17 protein-coding genes and 1 riboswitch are annotated in these 16,847 nt (G+C 73.4%); of the genes, 10 read left to right on the forward strand and 7 right to left on the reverse strand.

What is annotated here, in order from left to right; translation table 11 throughout:
- The first annotated feature begins 550 nt into the window (after positions 1 to 550).
- The 3 genes from ABT034_RS34445 (at position 551) to ABT034_RS34455 (ending at position 3,561) form a co-directional block, all read left to right on the forward strand.
- Entirely contained in the window at positions 551 to 1,453 is a 903-nt protein-coding gene (locus ABT034_RS34445; protein ID WP_351221049.1) for an N-acetylmuramoyl-L-alanine amidase, read from the forward strand.
- Between the two features lie 117 nt (positions 1,454 to 1,570).
- Complete coding sequence (locus tag ABT034_RS34450; protein ID WP_351221050.1) at positions 1,571 to 2,434, forward strand: DUF5336 domain-containing protein; 864 nt, start codon at positions 1,571 to 1,573, stop codon at positions 2,432 to 2,434.
- 116 nt (positions 2,435 to 2,550) lie between these two features.
- Positions 2,551 to 3,561 (forward strand): LLM class F420-dependent oxidoreductase, encoded by a 1,011-nt coding sequence (locus tag ABT034_RS34455; RefSeq protein ID WP_351221051.1) that lies wholly within the window; start codon positions 2,551 to 2,553, stop codon positions 3,559 to 3,561.
- A 2-nt stretch (positions 3,562 to 3,563) separates the two neighbouring features.
- On the opposite strand, the gene ABT034_RS34460 is transcribed toward ABT034_RS34455, so the two are convergent.
- Complete coding sequence (locus tag ABT034_RS34460; RefSeq protein WP_351221065.1) at positions 3,564 to 4,109, reverse strand: hypothetical protein; 546 nt, start codon at positions 4,107 to 4,109, stop codon at positions 3,564 to 3,566.
- A 139-nt stretch (positions 4,110 to 4,248) separates the two neighbouring features.
- Between ABT034_RS34460 and ABT034_RS34465 the strand changes: the two genes are divergently transcribed.
- Positions 4,249 to 4,542, forward strand: a complete 294-nt coding sequence (locus ABT034_RS34465; protein ID WP_351221052.1) for a hypothetical protein — start codon at positions 4,249 to 4,251, stop codon at positions 4,540 to 4,542.
- A gap of 21 nt (positions 4,543 to 4,563) precedes the next feature.
- On the opposite strand, the gene ABT034_RS34470 is transcribed toward ABT034_RS34465, so the two are convergent.
- The 3 genes from ABT034_RS34470 to ABT034_RS34480 form a co-directional block, all read right to left on the reverse strand.
- Positions 4,564 to 5,640 carry a prenyltransferase/squalene oxidase repeat-containing protein gene (locus ABT034_RS34470; RefSeq protein WP_351221053.1) on the reverse strand — a complete coding sequence of 359 codons (1,077 nt, stop codon included), beginning with the start codon at positions 5,638 to 5,640 and terminating at the stop codon, positions 4,564 to 4,566.
- Positions 5,637 to 6,413 (reverse strand): class I SAM-dependent methyltransferase, encoded by a 777-nt coding sequence (locus ABT034_RS34475; protein WP_351221054.1) that lies wholly within the window; start codon positions 6,411 to 6,413, stop codon positions 5,637 to 5,639. The genes ABT034_RS34470 and ABT034_RS34475 overlap by 4 nt, the downstream gene beginning before the upstream one ends.
- Positions 6,414 to 6,591: 178 nt before the next feature.
- A complete protein-coding gene (locus ABT034_RS34480; RefSeq protein WP_351221055.1) occupies positions 6,592 to 7,911 on the reverse strand; it encodes a glycosyltransferase family 4 protein in 1,320 nt (439 codons plus the stop codon).
- Between the two features lie 273 nt (positions 7,912 to 8,184).
- On the opposite strand from ABT034_RS34480, the gene ABT034_RS34485 reads away from it, so the two are divergent.
- Positions 8,185 to 8,814 (forward strand): TetR family transcriptional regulator, encoded by a 630-nt coding sequence (locus ABT034_RS34485; protein WP_351221056.1) that lies wholly within the window; start codon positions 8,185 to 8,187, stop codon positions 8,812 to 8,814.
- A 60-nt stretch (positions 8,815 to 8,874) separates the two neighbouring features.
- Here ABT034_RS34485 and ABT034_RS34490 read toward each other — a convergent pair whose 3' ends face one another.
- From ABT034_RS34490 to ABT034_RS34500, 3 genes are all read right to left on the reverse strand, one after another.
- The gene (locus ABT034_RS34490) at positions 8,875 to 9,420 is read right to left on the reverse strand and encodes a hypothetical protein (RefSeq protein ID WP_351221057.1); all 546 of its coding nucleotides are present in this window, start codon (positions 9,418 to 9,420) and stop codon (positions 8,875 to 8,877) included.
- 119 nt (positions 9,421 to 9,539) lie between these two features.
- Positions 9,540 to 9,773: a ferredoxin gene (locus ABT034_RS34495; RefSeq protein WP_351221058.1), complete on the reverse strand. Its 234-nt coding sequence runs from the start codon at positions 9,771 to 9,773 to the stop codon at positions 9,540 to 9,542.
- Complete coding sequence (locus ABT034_RS34500) at positions 9,773 to 11,233, reverse strand: aldehyde dehydrogenase (RefSeq protein WP_351221059.1); 1,461 nt, start codon at positions 11,231 to 11,233, stop codon at positions 9,773 to 9,775. The genes ABT034_RS34495 and ABT034_RS34500 overlap by 1 nt, the downstream gene beginning before the upstream one ends.
- Before the next feature lie 117 nt (positions 11,234 to 11,350).
- Here ABT034_RS34500 and ABT034_RS34505 point away from each other — a divergent pair, with 117 nt between their 5' ends.
- The 5 genes from ABT034_RS34505 to ABT034_RS34525 all read left to right on the forward strand — a co-directional run.
- Positions 11,351 to 12,400 (forward strand): Strvi_7410 family MBL fold metallo-hydrolase, encoded by a 1,050-nt coding sequence (locus tag ABT034_RS34505; protein ID WP_351221060.1) that lies wholly within the window; start codon positions 11,351 to 11,353, stop codon positions 12,398 to 12,400.
- 127 nt (positions 12,401 to 12,527) lie between these two features.
- Positions 12,528 to 12,584, forward strand: a riboswitch (cobalamin riboswitch).
- Between the two features lie 112 nt (positions 12,585 to 12,696).
- Complete coding sequence (locus ABT034_RS34510) at positions 12,697 to 13,968, forward strand: SCO2321 family membrane protein (protein ID WP_351221061.1); 1,272 nt, start codon at positions 12,697 to 12,699, stop codon at positions 13,966 to 13,968.
- A complete protein-coding gene (locus ABT034_RS34515; protein ID WP_351221062.1) occupies positions 13,965 to 14,645 on the forward strand; it encodes an SCO2322 family protein in 681 nt (226 codons plus the stop codon). Before ABT034_RS34510 ends, ABT034_RS34515 begins: the two co-directional genes overlap by 4 nt.
- 11 nt (positions 14,646 to 14,656) lie before the next feature.
- A complete protein-coding gene (locus ABT034_RS34520) occupies positions 14,657 to 15,835 on the forward strand; it encodes an energy-coupling factor transporter transmembrane component T (protein ID WP_351221063.1) in 1,179 nt (392 codons plus the stop codon).
- Positions 15,832 to 16,847, forward strand: a 1,016-nt coding sequence (locus tag ABT034_RS34525) for an ABC transporter ATP-binding protein (RefSeq protein WP_351221064.1), incomplete at its 3' end; no start/stop codon positions are given. The genes ABT034_RS34520 and ABT034_RS34525, both read left to right, overlap by 4 nt.

Consider the following 16,847-nt stretch of genomic DNA (forward strand, 5'->3'; position numbering starts at 1 on the left):
GGGGGGGGGGGGGGGGGGGCCGCCCGGGGGGGGGGGGCGGCCCCCCCCGACGCCGGAGCGGCCCACGGCGCCTCGGAGGCCGCGGCGGCCGTTGAGGCGCCGCCGGCGGCCCCCCAAGCCCCGCCCACAGGCTTGTCACTCGGCTCGGGACGTGCGTCGTTGGGCTCGGGCCGTGCGTCGTTCAGCTCCGGGCGCGCGTCACTCGGCTCGGGCCGCGCATCACTGGGCTCCACGCGCGCGCCGCCCGACTCCGGCCGCGCATCACTCGGCTCGGGCCGCGCACCGCCCGGCTCCACGCGCGCGCCGCTCAAATCCGGCCGCGCGTCACCCGACTCCGGCCGTGCGTCTCTCGGTTCGGGACGTGCGTCGTTCGGTTCTTCCCCCACCACGGTTCCCCCTCGTGGGTCCATGCGCGGTGACACCCCACCGTCGCCTCTCCTCCCTACCCTTCACGGTTCACGCACACGCGTCCACCGTTCCGGTCGGCCGGTGACCAACCTGCGACGTACCCCTCCCGCATTTCGCCCCGGACAGGGCCTAAAGTCGCGGGGTGCCGTACGACCACCGGAACACCGCCCGCCGTACCCTCGCCCTCGCCCTCGCCGCCACGGGCTGCTGTGCCGCGCTCGCCGGCTGCGGAGCCTCCCAGGCCTCGCCCCCCACCGGGAAGCCCGCCGGGCAGCCGACCAGCCAGCCGGCCGGGCAACCGACCGGGCCGAGCCCCCAGTCCCCGGAGACCCGGCAGAGCAGCGCGACGCCCTCCCCGCCACCCGCGGCCCCTTCGCTCGCCGGGCGGACCGTCGTGATCGACCCCGGCCACAATCCCGGTAACTTCCGTCACTCCGCGGAGATCAACCGGAAGGTGGACATCGGGACGCACCGCAAGGAGTGCGACACCACCGGCACCTCCACGAACGCCGGATACACCGAGGCGTCCTTCACCCTCGACGTCTCCCACCGGCTGCGGGACCTCCTCGCCGCGCGCGGTGCCACCGTGGTGCTCACCCATGACGCCGACCGCCCCTTCGGGCCGTGCATCGACGAGCGCGCCCGGATCGGCAACGAGGCCCGCGCCGACGCCGTCGTCTCCGTCCACGCGGACGGCTCCGCCGCCGGGCACCGCGGTTTCCATGTGATCCTGCCCGCACGCGTGCGCGAGGGCTCCGCCGACACGGCTGGGATCGTCGGCCCCTCCCGCGAGCTGGGCGAGCGGATCGCGGACCGGTTCGCCCACGCCACCGGAACGGCCGCCTCCAACTACCTGGGCTCCGGTACGGGGTTGGACGTCCGTGACGATCTCGGCGGACTCAATCTCTCAACCGTCCCCAAGGTCTTCGTCGAATGCGGCAATATGCGTGATCCGAAGGACGCACAGCTGCTCTCGTCCGCGCAGTGGCGGCAGAAGGCGGCCCAGGGGATCGCGGACGGCATCGCCACCTACCTCAAGGGGTAGAACCCGCGGGCGATAGATTCGCTCCGTACGCTCCGTACGATGGGGCCGCCCCCGTGCCCGGCCCCCCGAAGTGCCACCCCGACGCGACGACCGACGACCCGACGAAGGACTTCTTACGTGAATATCCGCTCCCTCACCCGAGGCGATGGCGTGCTGATCGGTGCAGCGGTGGTGCTGTTCATCGCCTCGTTCCTCTCCTATGCCAGCTGCGACGGCCCCGACTCGCTCTGCGAGCAGGTCGACCTCCCGAACGCGTGGGAGGCCTCGCCCCTCGGCTGGGGCGCCTTCTTCCTCGGCATCGCCGGCGTCGCGCTCGTCGTCCTCTCCCGCGGCCTGCCGCAGCAGCGCAAGGTGGCCGGCCTCGAGCTGGGCCAGGTCGGTACGGCGTTCACCATCGCGTCCGCCTGGACCCTGCTCATGTGGATCTTCGAGGCGACCAGCGCCGGTGCGGGCCTGATCCTCGGCCTGATCGCCGCCCTGATCGCGGCCGGTGCCGCCGTGGCCGGTCCGCTGGTCCCCGCCCTCAAGGCCCCGCTCGTCGGCGCGCCCAAGCCGCAGACCCCGCAGCCGTACGGCATGCAGCCCGGCCACCCCGGCCCGCAGGGCGTCCCCGGCGGCTACGGCTACCCCGGCGCGCAGCAGCAGTCGTACGGCGGGCCGCAGGACCCCTCGCAGGGAGCGGGCCAGCCGTTCGGCGCGCAGGCCGGCGCCCCGCAGCCGCAGGCCCCGCACCAGCCGGAGCCGCAGGCCCAGGCGCAGGCCCCGCAGCCGCAGCCGGCCTCGGACTTCGCGCCGTTCTGGTTCGCCGTCCCGGTCGCCCGCCAGCTGTACGCGGAGGACGGCTCCCAGGCGCCGATCGCCGAGCTGGCCCCGGGTACCTGGTACCTGGCGGTCGAGCAGCGCGGTCCCGCCCTGGTGGCGCAGACGCAGGACGGCCGCCGCGGTGTCCTCCAGGACACGACGGGCATCCAGCGCGGCTGATCCCGCCGTACGTACACACACGGCCCCTCGTCCGGAATCCCTTCCGGGCGGGGGGCCGTTGCCGTACAGTCCCCCGCGACGCACGACCTGACGTATCGTCAGAAAGGATGCGCGCGATGCGACTGGGACTCGCCCTCGGCTACTGGGGCCGCGGCCCCTCCCCCGCCCATCTCGACCTCGCCCGCGAGGCCGAACGGCTCGGCTACGACTCCGTGTGGACGGCCGAGGCCTGGGGCTCCGACGCCTTCACCGCGCTGACCTGGATCGCCGCCCACACGACCCGTATCAAGCTGGGCACCGCCGTCGCGCAGATGGCCGCCCGCGCGCCCACCACCACCGCGATGCACGCGCTCACCCTCGACCACCTCTCCGGCGGGCGCGTGATGCTCGGCCTCGGCCTGTCGGGGCCGCAGGTCGTCGAGGGCTGGTACGGGCGCCCCTTCCCCCGCTCGCCGCTGACCGCGACCCGCGAGTACGTGGACGTGGTCCGGCAGGTGCTGCGCCGCGAGGGCCCGGTCCGGCTCGACGGGCGCCACCACTCCCACCCGTACACCGGAGCGGACGGCACCGGCCTCGGCAAGGCGCTCAAGCCGATCACCCATCCGCTCCGGCCCGACGTCCCCGTGCTGCTCGGCGCCGAGGGACCGAAGAACATCGCGCAGACCCTCGCCATCGCGGACGGCTGGCTGCCGCTGTACTGGACGCCTGACCGCTGGGCCGAGGTGTACGCCCTGCCGGAGCGCCTCCCGACCGGCTTCCTGGTCGCGCCCATGGTCCGCGCGCAGCTCTGCGAGGACGTGGCGGCCGGACTGCTGCCGGTCAAGGCGATGCTGGGCTTCTACATCGGCGGCATGGGGCACGCGTTCCGCAACTTCCACGCCGACCTGATGGGGCGGATGGGGTACGGGAAGGAGGCCGGGCGCGTCCAGGAGCTGTTCGCGGCGGGGCGGCGGGAGGAGGCGGTGCTCGCGGTCCCGGACGCCTTCGCGGACGAGATCTCCCTCACCGGCCCCCGGAAACGGATCGCCGGACGCCTGGAGAAATGGCGGCGGGGCCCGGTGACGGACCTCCTGGTCACCTCACCGGACCCCGCCACGCTCCGTCTGCTCGCGGAGCTGAACTCCTAGCACTACCCGCCGAGTTGCGACGTACTGGGCACCTTGTCGACGACCTCGGCGCCGGCGCTCTTCCCCGCGTCCTTGACGCTGTTGATGATGTTCTCGAAGGCGCCGACGTCCGCGCTGCCCGCCTCGCCCTTGCGCAGCTTCGTGCCGAGGTCCTTGAGCGAGTCGATCCCCGCCGAGAGCGGCGCGACCGCCTTCGAGAGCAGCGGATCGCCCTTGGCGTTGTTCACCGCCGCCTTCAGCCTGTTGTACGTGAACGCCCCCGCGAGGCCCGCCTTCACCAGGGCGAAGGTCCGCCCGTCCGCGCCCTTCTTGAACTTGCCCGCCCGGTACGGCTTCACGATCCACTGGTACGTGGCTCCCGCGGCGAGCCCGGCGTTGGCCACGAACCGCGTCTTGGCGAGCCTCTGCTGCTCGAAGGTGCCCGTACTCGACGGGGTCGCGGCCCCGCTCGCGCTCTGCCCGTCGTCGCCGCCGCAGGCGGCGGTGGTGAGGAGCAGGGCGCAGGACAGCAGCAGCGCCACGACTCCACGCGCAACGCTTCTGGACACGACGGGTGCGGCGGACACGACGGGCACGGCAGGACCTCCCTGGAGGACGATGGCGCCAGCCTCACCCCGGGCCCGCACGACCGCCACCGGGGCGCCTCCGTACGGGTTTCGAAGGGCGACGCGCGGTAACGCGAGGGGTATGACTTCCGGACGGAGTAACACCACGCAAGCGGCGAGGGTGATCAGCGTCCTCGCCGATGTCATGGCCGCCATCATCGGCCTCTGGATCCTCATGTACCTACTGGGCGCCAACCGGGGCAACGGCCTGGTGGAGTTCGTGCAGGACGCCGCCCGCTGGCTGGCGGGCTGGTCGCACGACCTGTTCACCTTCGACGAGGCCTGGGCGCGGGTGGTGGCGGGCTACGGCCTCGCCGCCGTCGTGTACCTCGTCATCGGGCACACGGTGGCGGGGCGCCTGCTGCGCCGCCACTGAGGGCCTCCACGGCCCTCGGGTTCACCCGCAGCAGTCCGGTTCGAGGCCCCTGGGCAGTCGTTCGCCCCCGAACACCGCCCCGGTCGCCTCGTCGCCGCCCAGCGCCGCCACGGCGAGGAGCAGCGAGCCGGCCGTCCAGGCGGTGAGCTCCTCGGGCCACACGGCACGGTCGCCCTCGAAGACGTAACCCGTCCAGTACATGCCGTTCTCGGCGCGCAGGTGCTGGATGGACTGGAGGATCTCCAGGGCCCGGTCGGACTCGCCCATCACCCAGAGGGCGAGGGCGAGTTCGCAGCTCTCGCCGCCCGTGACCCACGGGTTGGGCAGGACGCAGCGCACCCCGAGCCCGGGGACGACGAACGCGTCCCAGTCGGCGTCGATACGGGCCTGCGCCTCGGGGCCCGTGAGCGCGCCGCCGAGGACCGGGTAGTACCAGTCCATCGAGTAGCGGGACTTGTCGAGGAAGCGGTCGGGGTGCCGGCGGATCGCGTGGCCGAGGGCCCCGGCCGCCAGCTCCCAGTCGGGCTGCGGCTCCTCACGGGCCTCGGCGATGGCGAGGGCGCAGCGGAGCGCCTGATGGATCGACGAACTGCCGGTGAGCAGCGCGTCGTTGACGGGCGTGCCGTCGGTCTCGCGCTTCCAGCCGATCTGGCCGCCCGGCTGCTGGAGTGCGAGGACGAACTCGACGGCCGCGTAGACGGTGGGCCACATCCGGTCGAGGAAGGCGTCGTCGCCGGTGGACAGGTGGTGGTGCCAGACGCCGACCGCGATGTACGCGACGAAGTTGGACTCGCGGCCGCGGTCGGTGACGTCGGCCGGGTCGCCGTCGTGGTAGGCCGCGTACCAGGAGCCGTCGCTGTTCTGGTGCCGGGCGAGCCACTCGTAGGCGCGGGCGGCGGCGGCGTGTTCGCCGGCCGCGTCCAGGGCCATGGCGGCCTCGGTGTGGTCCCACGGGTCGAGGTGGTGGCCCCGGAACCACGGTATGGCGCCGTCCTCGCGCTGCACGGCGAGTATCCCGGCGACGGTCTCGGCCGCCTGCTCGGCGGTGAGGACCCCGGGCAGGAGGAGGTGCTCCGCGATCCGCTCGGGAGAGGTCACTTGGCGGCGTCCACGGTGTCGGCCTTGAGGGCGTCGGCCTCGGGGGCGTCGGCCTTCGGGAGGTGGGGCTTGGTCGCGTACGCCACGAAGCTCTTGCCGACGACCGGGTTGAGCAGCTGCTCGGCGACCCGGGTCAGGGCGGGCTTCTTCATGATGTCCCAGACCAGGAGCTTGTGGTACGCGCGGACCGGCAGCGCCTTGTCGTTGTCCACGCCGAACGCGCACTTCAGCCACCAGTACGGCGAGTGCAGCGCGTGCGCGTGGTGGGTGCCGTACGGCTTGAGGCCGGCCTGCCGGATCTTGGCGAGGAGTTCGTCGGCCTTGTAGATGCGGATGTGGCCGCCCTCGACCTCGTGGTACGCGTCGGAGAGCGTCCAGCAGAGCTTCTCGGGGCCGTAGCGGGGCACGGTGATCGCGATGCGGCCGCCCGGCTTGAGGACGCGGACCATCTCGGCGAGCACGCCCTTGTCGTCCGGGATGTGCTCCATGACCTCGGAGATGATGACGACGTCGAAGGACTCGTCGGGGAACGGCAGGTTGAGCGCGTCACCCTCCATCGCGGTGGCGGTCGCGCCCGCCGGGGCCTCCCCGGCCTCCTTCATCGCCGCGAACCACTTCGCGACCTCGCGGATCTCCTCGGCGTTCTGGTCGAGGGCCACGACCTGCGCGCCCCGCCGGTAACACTCGAAGGCGTGCCGTCCCGCCCCACAGCCCAGATCGAGCACACGGTCGCCGGGGGCGAGCGGGAAGCGGGTGAAGTCGACGGTCAGCACGGGGTCGTCCTGCTTTCGGGGTGGAAGGATGAGGGAGGGCAGGCACTGCCGCCGCCCGGTTGTGGGCAATCGTTCCGCAGGGCGACGGGGGTCCCCCCTGCTCGAACGAAGCCGAGAGCTCGGGGGAGGGTGGGCACAACCCACCCACCGGGCCGCACCCGGCAACGAAAGCGAGGCGTCACCGGCGCGCCCCGGCGCCTTGGCGAGCGATCGCCTCGCGGTACAGGTCCGCAGTGCCCTGCGCCGCCCGCGCCCACGTGAACCGGGACAGCACCCGCTCGCGCCCCGCCGCACCCAGCCGCGCCCGAAGCGCAGAGTCACCCAGCACCCGCCCGAGCGCCGCCGCCAACGCCCCCGCATCCCCCGGCGGCACCGCGAGGCACGTCTCCCCGTCGGCCCCGGCGACCTCCGGAATCGCGCCACCCGTCGTCGCGACGAGCGCCGTCCCCGTGGCCATCGCCTCGGCCGCGGGCAGCGAGAACCCCTCGTACAGCGACGGCACGCAGGAGACCTGGGCGGACCGGACCAGGTCGACGAGCTCGGCGTCGCTGATGCCCTTCACGAACTCGACGGCCCCGTCCAGCCCGTACCGCTCGATGGCCTGGGCGACCGGCCCGTCCTCGGCGCGCTTGCCGACGACGACGAGGTGCGCGTCCGGGTTCTCGGTGCGGAGCTTGGCGAGCGCCTCGACGAGGTGGACCAGGCCCTTGAGGGGGACGTCGGCGCTGGACGTGGTGACGATCCGGCCCGGAACCTCGGCGACGGACGGGTCCGGGGACCACAGGTCGGTGTCGGCGCCGATGTGGACGACGTCGATGCGGTCCTCGCGTACGCCGAGGTGGTCGACGATCTCCTGGCGTGAGGTGCCGGAGACGGTGAGCACGGACGGCAGGCGGCGGGCGACCTTCTTCTGCATGCCGGTGAAGGCGTACCACCGGCGGACGGAGGCGCGGCGCTTCCAGTCGGTGGCGGCGTCGAGTTCGAGCTGCCGGTCGACGGTGATGGGGTGGTGGATCGTGGTGACGAGCGGGGCGCCGATCGCCTGCGGGCCGCCGAGGAGCCCGTACCCGAGGGTCTGGTTGTCGTGGACGACGTCGAAGTCGCCGCGGCGGGCGGCGAGCGCGCGCCGGGCCCGGAGCGAGAAGGTGAGCGGCTCGGGGAAGCCGCCGGTCCACATGGTGGCGACTTCCAGGGCGTCGATCCAGTCCCGGTACTCCCCGCGCTTCGGGGTCCGGAAGGGGTCCGGCGAGCGGTAGAGGTCGAGGCTGGCGATCTCGGTGAGCGGGACGCCCTCGTCGAGCGTGGGGTACGGCTGGGAGCCGAAGACCTCGACGGTGTGGCCGAGGCGGGCGAGTTCGCGGGAGAGGTGCCGGACGTAGACGCCCTGCCCGCCGCAGAACGGGTTGCCCTTGTACGTGAGGAGCGCGATCCGCAACGGGGCGTCACCGGCCGCGGTGACGCCCTGCCGGGGGCCTGCCTCTATGGCCTCAGCGGTCATGCGGCGACCCCCTTCGAGCGTGCGTTTCGCGCGAGCGTAACCGCTCGCGCTAATCTAGAACAAGTTACAGACTTGAACGGTCACCTGATCGTTCGCCTGCTCTTCCCGGTCTTCTCGATCCTCTGCGGAGGACTTCGAGGACGAGGCGGGGAGGAGTCAGGGAGGACAGAATCTACCGGCAGGTAGCTCCGTGGTGAGATCCGGAACAGGTGATTCGCACCACGGCGCCCGCACGGCCATACTGACGCTCCCCACCGCACGGAACGGGACCCCATGACCGCAGACGACAGAGCGGACCACAGACCCGCGTCGCCGCCCCTCACGGAGCGCCAGGAGGCGCGCCGCCGCCGCATCCTGAACGCCAGCGCCCAGCTCGCGGCGCGGGGCGGCTTCGACGCCGTGCAGATGCGGGAGGTCGCCGAGGCGGCCGGGGTGGCCCTGGGGACGCTGTACCGCTACTTCCCGTCCAAGATCCACCTGCTTGTCGCGACGATGCAGGACCAGCTCCAGCACATGCACGCCACGCTGCGGAAGCGGCCGCCCGCCGGCGCCGATCCGGCGGAGCGGGTCGCGGAGACCCTGATGCGGGCGTTCCGCGCGCTCCAGCGCGAGCCGCAGCTCGCCGACGCGATGGTGCGGGCACTGACGTTCGCGGACCGCGGGGTGAGCCCCGAGGTGGACACGGTCTCGCGGCTGACGACGGCGATCATCCTGGACGCGATGGGGGCGGAGCACCCGACGCCCTCGCAGCTGTCCGCGGTCCGGGTCATCGAGCACACCTGGCACTCGGCGCTGATCACCTGGCTGTCAGGACGTGCCTCGATCGCACAGGTGAAGATCGACATCGAGACGGTCTGCCGGCTGATCGACCTGACGGCGCCGGAGACGACGGCGCACCGCTGACGCGCCGCGCCCGCGCCCCGGTCCGTACGGCGAGGCGCGGGCGCGAGCGGCGGCCGAGGATCAGGGCTGCTTGGTCTTGGCGTTGTCGGCGGCGATGGCCGCCGCGCACTCGGGGCTGTTGTCGGCGGCGATGAACATGACCATCTTCACCGGGCCCTGGGAGTGGTTGCTGGCCTGGAGCTGCCAGCTGCCCTTCGCCAGGGACTTGATGACCGAGCCGTTCATCTCGTTGCTCCGGCTCTCCTTCCAGCCGCCGCCGGTCAGGGTCGCGACCGTGCCGTCGTAGGACTTCTTCGGGTCAGCGGCCTTCTCGGCGTCGGCCGTCCAGCTGACCATGCAGTCCTTGAGCTCGGCCGGAATCTGCTCGCCCGAGGCGTCCTGCGTGAAGCCGGCCCCCGTCGCCGCGTCGGTGAGCTCCTTGGTGACGGAGGCCGCGTCGACCTTCTCGTCGCTGGAACCACCCGCACCGCCCGAACTGCCCGAACCGCCGGTGGCGGTCGAGCCGGCCGAGGAGGAGCCGCCCTTCTCGGAACCGCCCTCGCTACCGCAACCAGCGACCAACAGCACCACACCGGCGGCCGCGGCCACCCACTTCGCCTTGCGCACAGTTCTCCCAAATACGCACGTACGACGGCCTCTTGCCCCCGTTGACAAGGAGCCAGTTTTGCACGTGGGAACGACAGAGGCACGCAACGGCACCTTGTCACGGAGCGGGAGCGGGGGCGCTACTCCTCCGGCGGGAACACCGGCTCTCCTCCGTCCGCGAGCGTGATCAGGATCGCCTCCACCGGGCAGCCCTCCGCCGCCGCGAGTAGTCGTTCGGTCGCGTCGGACTCCGGTGTGCGGGGGTGGGACTGGCGGGCCGTGTCGAGGCGGAAGCCGTCCGGGGCGTGGTTCACGCACATGCCGGAGCCGATGCAGACGCCCCGGTCGACCTCGACGTGCCAGCGGTCCCCCATCAGTGGTCCCCGTGCCCGGCCGGGAGGTGGATCATCTTGTGCTCCAGGTACTCGCCGAAGCCCTCGGGGCCGAACTCCCGCCCCAGGCCCGAGTTCTTGTAGCCGCCGAAGGGGCCGAGCATGTCGAGGCTGAACGTGTTGACGTTGAAGGTGCCGGTGCGCACCCCGCGCGCGAAGTCGATGCCGTGCTCGACGTCGGCGGTCCAGACGCTGCCGCTGAGCCCGAAGTCGGAGTCGTTCGCGATCCTGAGGGCCTCGGCCTCGTCCCCGTACGGCAGGAGGCAGATCACCGGGCCGAAGATCTCCTCTCGGGCGATCCGCATGGAGTTGTCGACGCCGCCGAAGAGCGTCGGCTCGACGTACCAGCCGCGGTCGAGCCCCGCCGGGCGTCCGCCGCCCGCGAGGACCTTGGCGCCCTCCTGCTGGCCGATGCCGATGTAGTCGAGGGAGCGCTGCTGCTGGCGCCGGGCGACGAGCGGGCCGACCTGGGTGGCCGGGTCGAGCGGGTCGCCGACGACGAGGGAGCCGGCCGCCGCCGCGAGGGCCTCGGCGATCTCCTCGTACCGGGAGCGGGGGGCGAGGATCCGGGTCTGGGCCACGCACGCCTGGCCGTTGTTCATCCAGGCGGCCGGGACGATCCCGGCGACGGCCGTCGCCGGGTCCGCGTCGGGCAGGATCACCGCGGCGGACTTCCCGCCGAGTTCGAGGGTGACGCGGGTGAGGTTGCGGGAGGCGACCTCCATGACCCGCTTGCCGGCGGCGACCGAGCCGGTGAAGGAGACCTTGTCGACGCCGGGGTGGCCGACGAGGTACTCGCTGACCTCGCGGTCGGCGGGCAGGATGCTGAGCACGCCCTCGGGCAGCCCGGCCTCGGTGGCGATGTCGGCGAGGATGTACGAGTCGAGGGGCGACTCCGGCGAGGGCTTGAGGACCACCGTGCAGCCGGCGAGCAGCGCGGGCCCGAGCTTGGCGGCGGCGGTGAACTGCGGCACGTTCCACGGGACGACGGCCGCGACCACGCCGACCGGCTCGCGGCGGACGAGCAGCGGCCCGAGGACGCCACCGCGCCGCTCCTCGAACACGAAGTCGCGGGCCACGGTGATCGCCGCGTCCCAGACCATCATCGCGCCGAGCGCCTGGGCGAGGACGGACCAGGAGTACGGGGAGCCGTTCTGGGCGCTGATGGAGCGGGCGATCTCCTCGTACCGCGCGGCGACCCCGTCCTTGACGCGGCCGACGACCGCGATCCGCTCCTCGACGGTCATCCGGGGCCAGGGCCCTTCGTCGAAGGCCCGGCGGGCGGCGGCCACGGCCCGGTCGACATCGGCGGTGGAGGCGTGCGGGACGCGCCCGATGACCTCCTCCGTGTGCGGGGAGATGACCTCGATGACCTGCTCGCCGAGCGGGTCGGTCAACTCCCCGCCGATGAACAGCTTTCCGTGCTCCACAAGTTCGGTCATGACGGCCGCCTTCTGAGGAGAGGATTTCCCTGACGATGTCTCAGAACTGATACCAGTTCTAGTTATGATGGGCAACGGTCGAGCATGCTCCGTACCACCGTGGAGAGATGAGGATCCATGCGGGAACCCGCGCACCAGGTGACCGAGCACGGCGGGGGCGTCTGGTCGCTCCGGGTGCCCATCCCCGACAACCCGCTCGGCCACACCCTCGTCCACGTCCTCGACACGGACCGCGGCCCGGTCCTCGTCGACACCGGCTGGGACGATCCCGCCTCCTGGGCCGAACTGGTCGCGGGGCTCGGCGCGTTGGGCCTGGCCGTGAGCGAGGTCCACGGGGTCGTCGTCACCCACCACCACCCCGACCACCACGGGCTCTCCGGCCGGGTCCGCGAGGAGTCCGGGGCCTGGATCGCCATGCACGCCGCCGACACCGCCGTCGTCCGCCGCACCCGCGAGTCCGAACCCGGCACCTGGCTCGACTACCTCGCCCGGAAGCTCGCCACCGTCGGCGCGCCCGAGGACCACATCGCCCCGCTGCGGGCCGCGAGGACCTCCGGACGCATGGACACCCTGCCCGGTCTGCGCTCCGCGATCCCCGACCGCGAGATCGTCCCCGGCGAGCTGCTCGACCTGGCCGGCCGCCGGCTGCGCGCGATCTGGACCCCGGGCCACACCCCCGGCCACGTCTGCCTCCACCTGGAGGAGGAGCACCCCTCCCGGCTCCCCGGCCACGGCCGTCTCTTCTCCGGCGACCATCTGCTGCCCGGGATCTCCCCGCACATCGGGCTCTACGAGGACCCCGACGACGGGACCGTCACCGACCCCCTCGGTGACTACCTCGACTCCCTCGAACGCGTCGGGCGCCTCGGCGTCGCCGAAGTCCTCCCCGCCCATCAGCACGCCTTCACCGACGCCGCCGGCCGGGTCCGCGAACTCCTCGACCACCACGAGGAACGGCTCACCGGGCTCCTCGGGCTGCTCGCCACCCCGCTCACCCCCTGGCAGCTCGCCGAGCGGATGGAGTGGAACCGCCCCTGGCAGGACATCCCCTACGGGTCGCGGAACATCGCCGTCAGCGAGGCCGAGGCCCACGTCCGCCGCCTGGTGAAGCTGGGACGCGCGGAGCCGGTGGCAGGGACGGACCCGGTGGAGTACGTGGCCGTGTGAGGTCCCGGGCCTTCCAAGATCACCCCGGTGACCGTCCCCGCGCAGGTACGACCCCCTCGCACCCCCCGGGGCCCGGGCCGTACGGGCCGGTAGAGTGAGGGCACGTCGTCATCATGCCCGTAAGGGGGGAAGCCGGTGCGAATCCGGCACTGACCCCGCAACCGTGAGCCGTCTCCCAGGAGACGGCGAGTCGGAATGCCCCGCCCGGGACGTGACCGCCGGCACCGTCGAGGAATACGGAGCCGGAGCCTGGTGCCCCTGTGGCGTGCCGGTGCCCGGCCGCAGGAGAGGGCCCCATGAACACCGTCCGCCGCGGCGCCGCCGCGCTCGCCGCCGCCGCCGTCCTGCTCGGCTCAGGAGCAGCCGGGGTGGCCATGGCCGCACCAGCCGCTCCCGCCGCTCCTTCCCCGTCCGCCTCGGCCGTCGCGATCCCGCCCGGCCTGTACGGCAAGAAGGACCCGACGTACGACGGCGTCTGGCGCCAGTCGCTCGCCTTCCTCGCCCAGCGCACCACCGGCTACCAGCCCGCCGACCAGGCCGTGGACTGGCTCCTCGGCCAGCAGTGCGCGGACGGTTCCTTCAGCTCGTACCGCGCGGACGCCACGAAGGCCTGCGACGCGAAGACGATGCGGGACACCAACGCCACCGCCGTCGCCGTGCAGGCGCTCCGCGCCGTCCGCCGCCAGTCCACCGACCCGCAGAAGATCGACACGGCCGTGAAGGCCGGCTCCGACTGGCTGCGGACCGTGCAGAACAAGGACGGCGGCTGGGGATACGGCGTCGGCGGCCCCAGCGACGCCAACTCCACCTCGATCGTCGTCGGCGCGCTCGCCGCGAACGGGGTGCGGCCCGGCTCGTTCACCTCCGCCGAGGGCCGTACGCCCTACGACGCGCTCCTCTCCTTCGCGGTGCCCTGCTCGGACAAGGCCGGGGCCGGCGCCTTCGCGTACCAGCCGGACAAGGCCGGCAAGCTGCTCGCGAACGCCGACGCCACCGCCGCCGCCACCCTCGCCGGGCTCGGCAAGAGCATCGTCGCCACCAAGGCGTCCCCGGCGCAGCCGCCGGCCTGCGCCGACCTGTCGAAGCCGACGGTCGAGCGGGCCGCGCTCAACGGCGCCTCCTACCTGGCGAAGGCCCTCGCCAAGACCGGTCACCTCGCCCTGCCGCCGATGCCCGGCGCCACCGACACGACCGAGCAGCCCGACTTCGGCAACACCGCCGACGCCGTCGTCGCGCTCGCCGCGTCCGGCGCCGCGAAGGAGGCGCAGCCCGCCCTCGACTGGCTGGAGAAGAACTCCGCCGCCTGGGCGAAGGAGAGCGGCCCGGCCGCGTACGCGCAGCTGATCCTGGCCGCCCGCGCGACGGAGACCGACCCGCGCGAGTTCGGCTCGGTGGACCTGGTGGAGCAGCTCAACGCCACCGGTCCCGCGCCCAAGTCCCCCGACACCTCGGCCTCGTCCACGACGAGCGACGACGAGGGCCGCGGTTTCGACGTGTGGTGGATCATCGGCATCGGCACGGTCGTCGGCGTCGGCATCGGCTTCCTCGTGAGCGGCCGCAAGAAGTGAGGACCCTCAGTGGGGCGACCGCGCGGGCCGCGGGCGCCGCGGCCGGCGCGCTGCTCACCCTGACCGTGGTCGCGGCGGCTCCGGCGCAGGCGGCCGGCTACCGCTACTGGTCGTTCTGGGAGAGCGACGGCGGCAAGCCGTGGGCGTACGCCACGCAGGGACCCGCGACCGCGCGCCCCGCCGACGGTGACGCGATCGGCTTCCGCTTCGCGGTCAGCAACGGCACGGGCGACACCTCCGTGCCCTCCGCCGCCCCCGACTTCGCGGGAATCTGCGGGGGCGTGGAGAAGAAGGACGGCACCAAGCGGGTCGCGGTCGTCGTCGACTTCGGCGGCGCGGCGGACGCGCCGCCCGGCGAGGCCCCGCCCGCGAAGCCGGTCGAGGTCGGCTGCGCGCAGGTCCGGGAGGACGCGACGGGCGCGGAGGCGCTCGCCACGGTGACGAAGCCCCTGCGGTACGACAGCGCGGCCATGCTGTGCGGGATCGCCGGCTACCCGGCGCGGGGCTGCGGCGAACAGGTCGCGGAGAACGCGTCGGAGTCGGCCCCCGCGTCGTCGCCTCCGCGCGCCGGAGAAGAGGGAAGCGGCGGCGGTCCGTCCTTCGGCGTCCTCGCGGGCGGGGCGGGCGTCCTGGCCCTGGGCGGGGCGGCGATCTGGAAGGCCCGCCGCCGCGCATGAGTGCGGCCCGTATGAGCGAGGCCCGTGCGAGCGCGGCCCGTACGAGCGCGGCCCGTACGAGCGCGGCCCGAGGCCTCAGTGTGTTCACGGCCCCCGTGGCGAGCCGGGCCAATGCCCTGCACGCGGGCGCGTGGTGGCTGTGGGCGCTCGGCCTGGCCGTCGCCGCCTCCCGTACCACCAACCCCCTGCTGCTCGGTCTGCTCGTCGGGGTCGCGGGTTACGTCGTGGCGGCCCGCCGTACGGACGCGCCGTGGGCCCGCTCGTACGGCGCGTTCGTGAAGCTCGGCCTGTTCGTCGTCGCGCTGCGGGTCGTCTTCTCGCTGCTGCTCGGCTCCCCGATCCCGGGCACGCACGTCCTGTTCACGCTGCCCGAGGTGCCGCTGCCCGACTGGGCGCAGGGGATCCGGATCGGGGGGCGGGTGACGGCCGAGCAACTGGTGTTCGCGGTGTACGACGGGGCCAAGCTGGCGACCCTGCTGATCTGCGTGGGCGCGGCGAACGCGCTGGCCAACCCGGCGCGGCTGCTGAAATCGTTGCCGGGAGCGCTGTACGAGGCGGGGGTCGCCGTCGTCGTGGCGATGACGTTCGCGCCGAACATGGTCGCCGACGTGGTCCGGCTGCGTACCGCCCGACGGCTGCGCGGCCGCCCCACCGGCGGTGTGCGGGCGGTCCTCCAGATCGGCCTGCCGGTCCTGGAGGGCGCGCTTGAGCGGTCGATCGCCGTCGCGGCCTCGATGGACGCGCGCGGGTACGGGCGGACGGCGCGGGTCCCGGCCTCCGTGCGGCGCACCACGAACGTACTGACGCTCGGCGGGCTGCTCGGGATCTGCGCCGGTTCGTACGGGCTGCTCGCGGCGGAGGGCGCGGGGTACGGGCTGCCGCTGGTCGGCGCCGGGCTGCTCGCGGCCATGGCCGGGCTGCGGCTCGGCGGGCGCCGGACCGTCCGCACCCGCTACCGGCCGGACCGCTGGGGCCTCCGGGCGTGGCTGGTCGCCGGTTCGGGGGTGGCGGTCGCCGCCCTGATGATCTGGGCGAACGCGTACGCGCCGGACGCGCTGCACCCCGGGGTCGTGCCGCTGGAGGCGCCGGAGCTGCCGCTCTGGCCTGCCGCGTCGGTCCTTGTGGGGCTGCTGCCCGCGTTGGTGGCCCCTGTTCCCCCCGTTCCCCCCGCTCCCAAGGAGAACGCGTGATCCGCTTCGAGAACGTCTCGGTGACCTACGAGGGGGCCGACGAACAGCACGAGCCGACCCTGCGGGGCCTGGACCTCACCGTCCCCGAGGGAGAGCTGGTGCTGCTCGTCGGCCCCTCGGGCGTCGGCAAGTCGACTCTTCTCGGCGCGGTCTCCGGGCTCGTCCCCCACTTCACGGGCGGCACCCTTACGGGTCGGGTGACGGTCGACGGCCGCGACACCCGCACGCATCCGCCGCGCGAGCTCGCGGACCTGGTGGGCACGGTCGGCCAGGACCCGTCGGCGCATTTCGTCACGGACACGGTCGAGGACGAGCTGGCGTACGGCATGGAATCGCTCGGCCTCGCGCCGGCCGTCATGCGGCGCCGCGTCGAGGAGACCCTCGACCTCCTCGGCCTCGCCGAACTCCGCGACCGCCCCATCGCCACGCTCTCCGGCGGCCAGCGCCAGCGGGTCGCGATCGGCTCCGTCCTCACCCCGCACCCCAAGGTCCTCGTCCTCGACGAGCCGACCTCCGCGCTGGACCCGTCAGCGGCGGAGGACGTCCTCGCGGTGCTCCAGCGGCTGGTCCACGACCTGGGCACGACGGTGCTGCTTGCGGAGCACCGCCTTGAACGGGTGGTGCAGTACGCGGACCAGGTGCTGCTGCTTCCGGAGGGCGTGATGGGCTCCCCCGCCGAGATCATGGCGATGTCGCCGGTGCACCCGCCGGTGGTGGGGCTGGGGAGGCTGGCGGGGTGGGAGCCGTTGCCGTTGACGGTGCGGGATGCGCGGAGGAGGGCGGACGGATTGAAGGCGCGGCTGGAGGAGCGGGGCCCCCGGCAAACCTCAGCCCCGCCGGCGTTTGAGGCGCGGGGGTCCGGGGACGGAGCCCCCGGTTTCGGGAAGTGGGGGTCCCCCCACGCCCGAGGGCGTGGGGGGAGGGGTGGGGGAATCTCCCTCTTCAAGCGGCGCCGCAGCCCCCCCCCCCCCCCCCCCCCCCCGACCCACCACACCCGCACCAACAAGGCGGG

Source organism: Streptomyces sp. NPDC002773 (assembly GCF_040295605.1).
In the GTDB taxonomy this organism is placed as follows: Bacteria; Actinomycetota; Actinomycetes; order Streptomycetales; family Streptomycetaceae; genus Streptomyces.

Coding starts and splice junctions, on each gene's coding strand:
- ABT034_RS34455 (WP_351221051.1), top strand. CDS start 2,551: ATGCGACTGGGACTCGCCCTCGGCTACTGGGGCCGCGGCCCCTCCCCC.
- ABT034_RS34465 (WP_351221052.1), top strand. CDS start 4,249: ATGACTTCCGGACGGAGTAACACCACGCAAGCGGCGAGGGTGATCAGC.
- ABT034_RS34480 (WP_351221055.1), bottom strand. CDS start 7,911: ATGACCGCTGAGGCCATAGAGGCAGGCCCCCGGCAGGGCGTCACCGCG.
- ABT034_RS34485 (WP_351221056.1), top strand. CDS start 8,185: ATGACCGCAGACGACAGAGCGGACCACAGACCCGCGTCGCCGCCCCTC.
- ABT034_RS34495 (WP_351221058.1), bottom strand. CDS start 9,773: ATGGGGGACCGCTGGCACGTCGAGGTCGACCGGGGCGTCTGCATCGGC.
- ABT034_RS34500 (WP_351221059.1), bottom strand. CDS start 11,233: ATGACCGAACTTGTGGAGCACGGAAAGCTGTTCATCGGCGGGGAGTTG.
- ABT034_RS34505 (WP_351221060.1), top strand. CDS start 11,351: ATGCGGGAACCCGCGCACCAGGTGACCGAGCACGGCGGGGGCGTCTGG.
- ABT034_RS34510 (WP_351221061.1), top strand. CDS start 12,697: ATGAACACCGTCCGCCGCGGCGCCGCCGCGCTCGCCGCCGCCGCCGTC.
- ABT034_RS34520 (WP_351221063.1), top strand. CDS start 14,657: ATGAGCGAGGCCCGTGCGAGCGCGGCCCGTACGAGCGCGGCCCGTACG.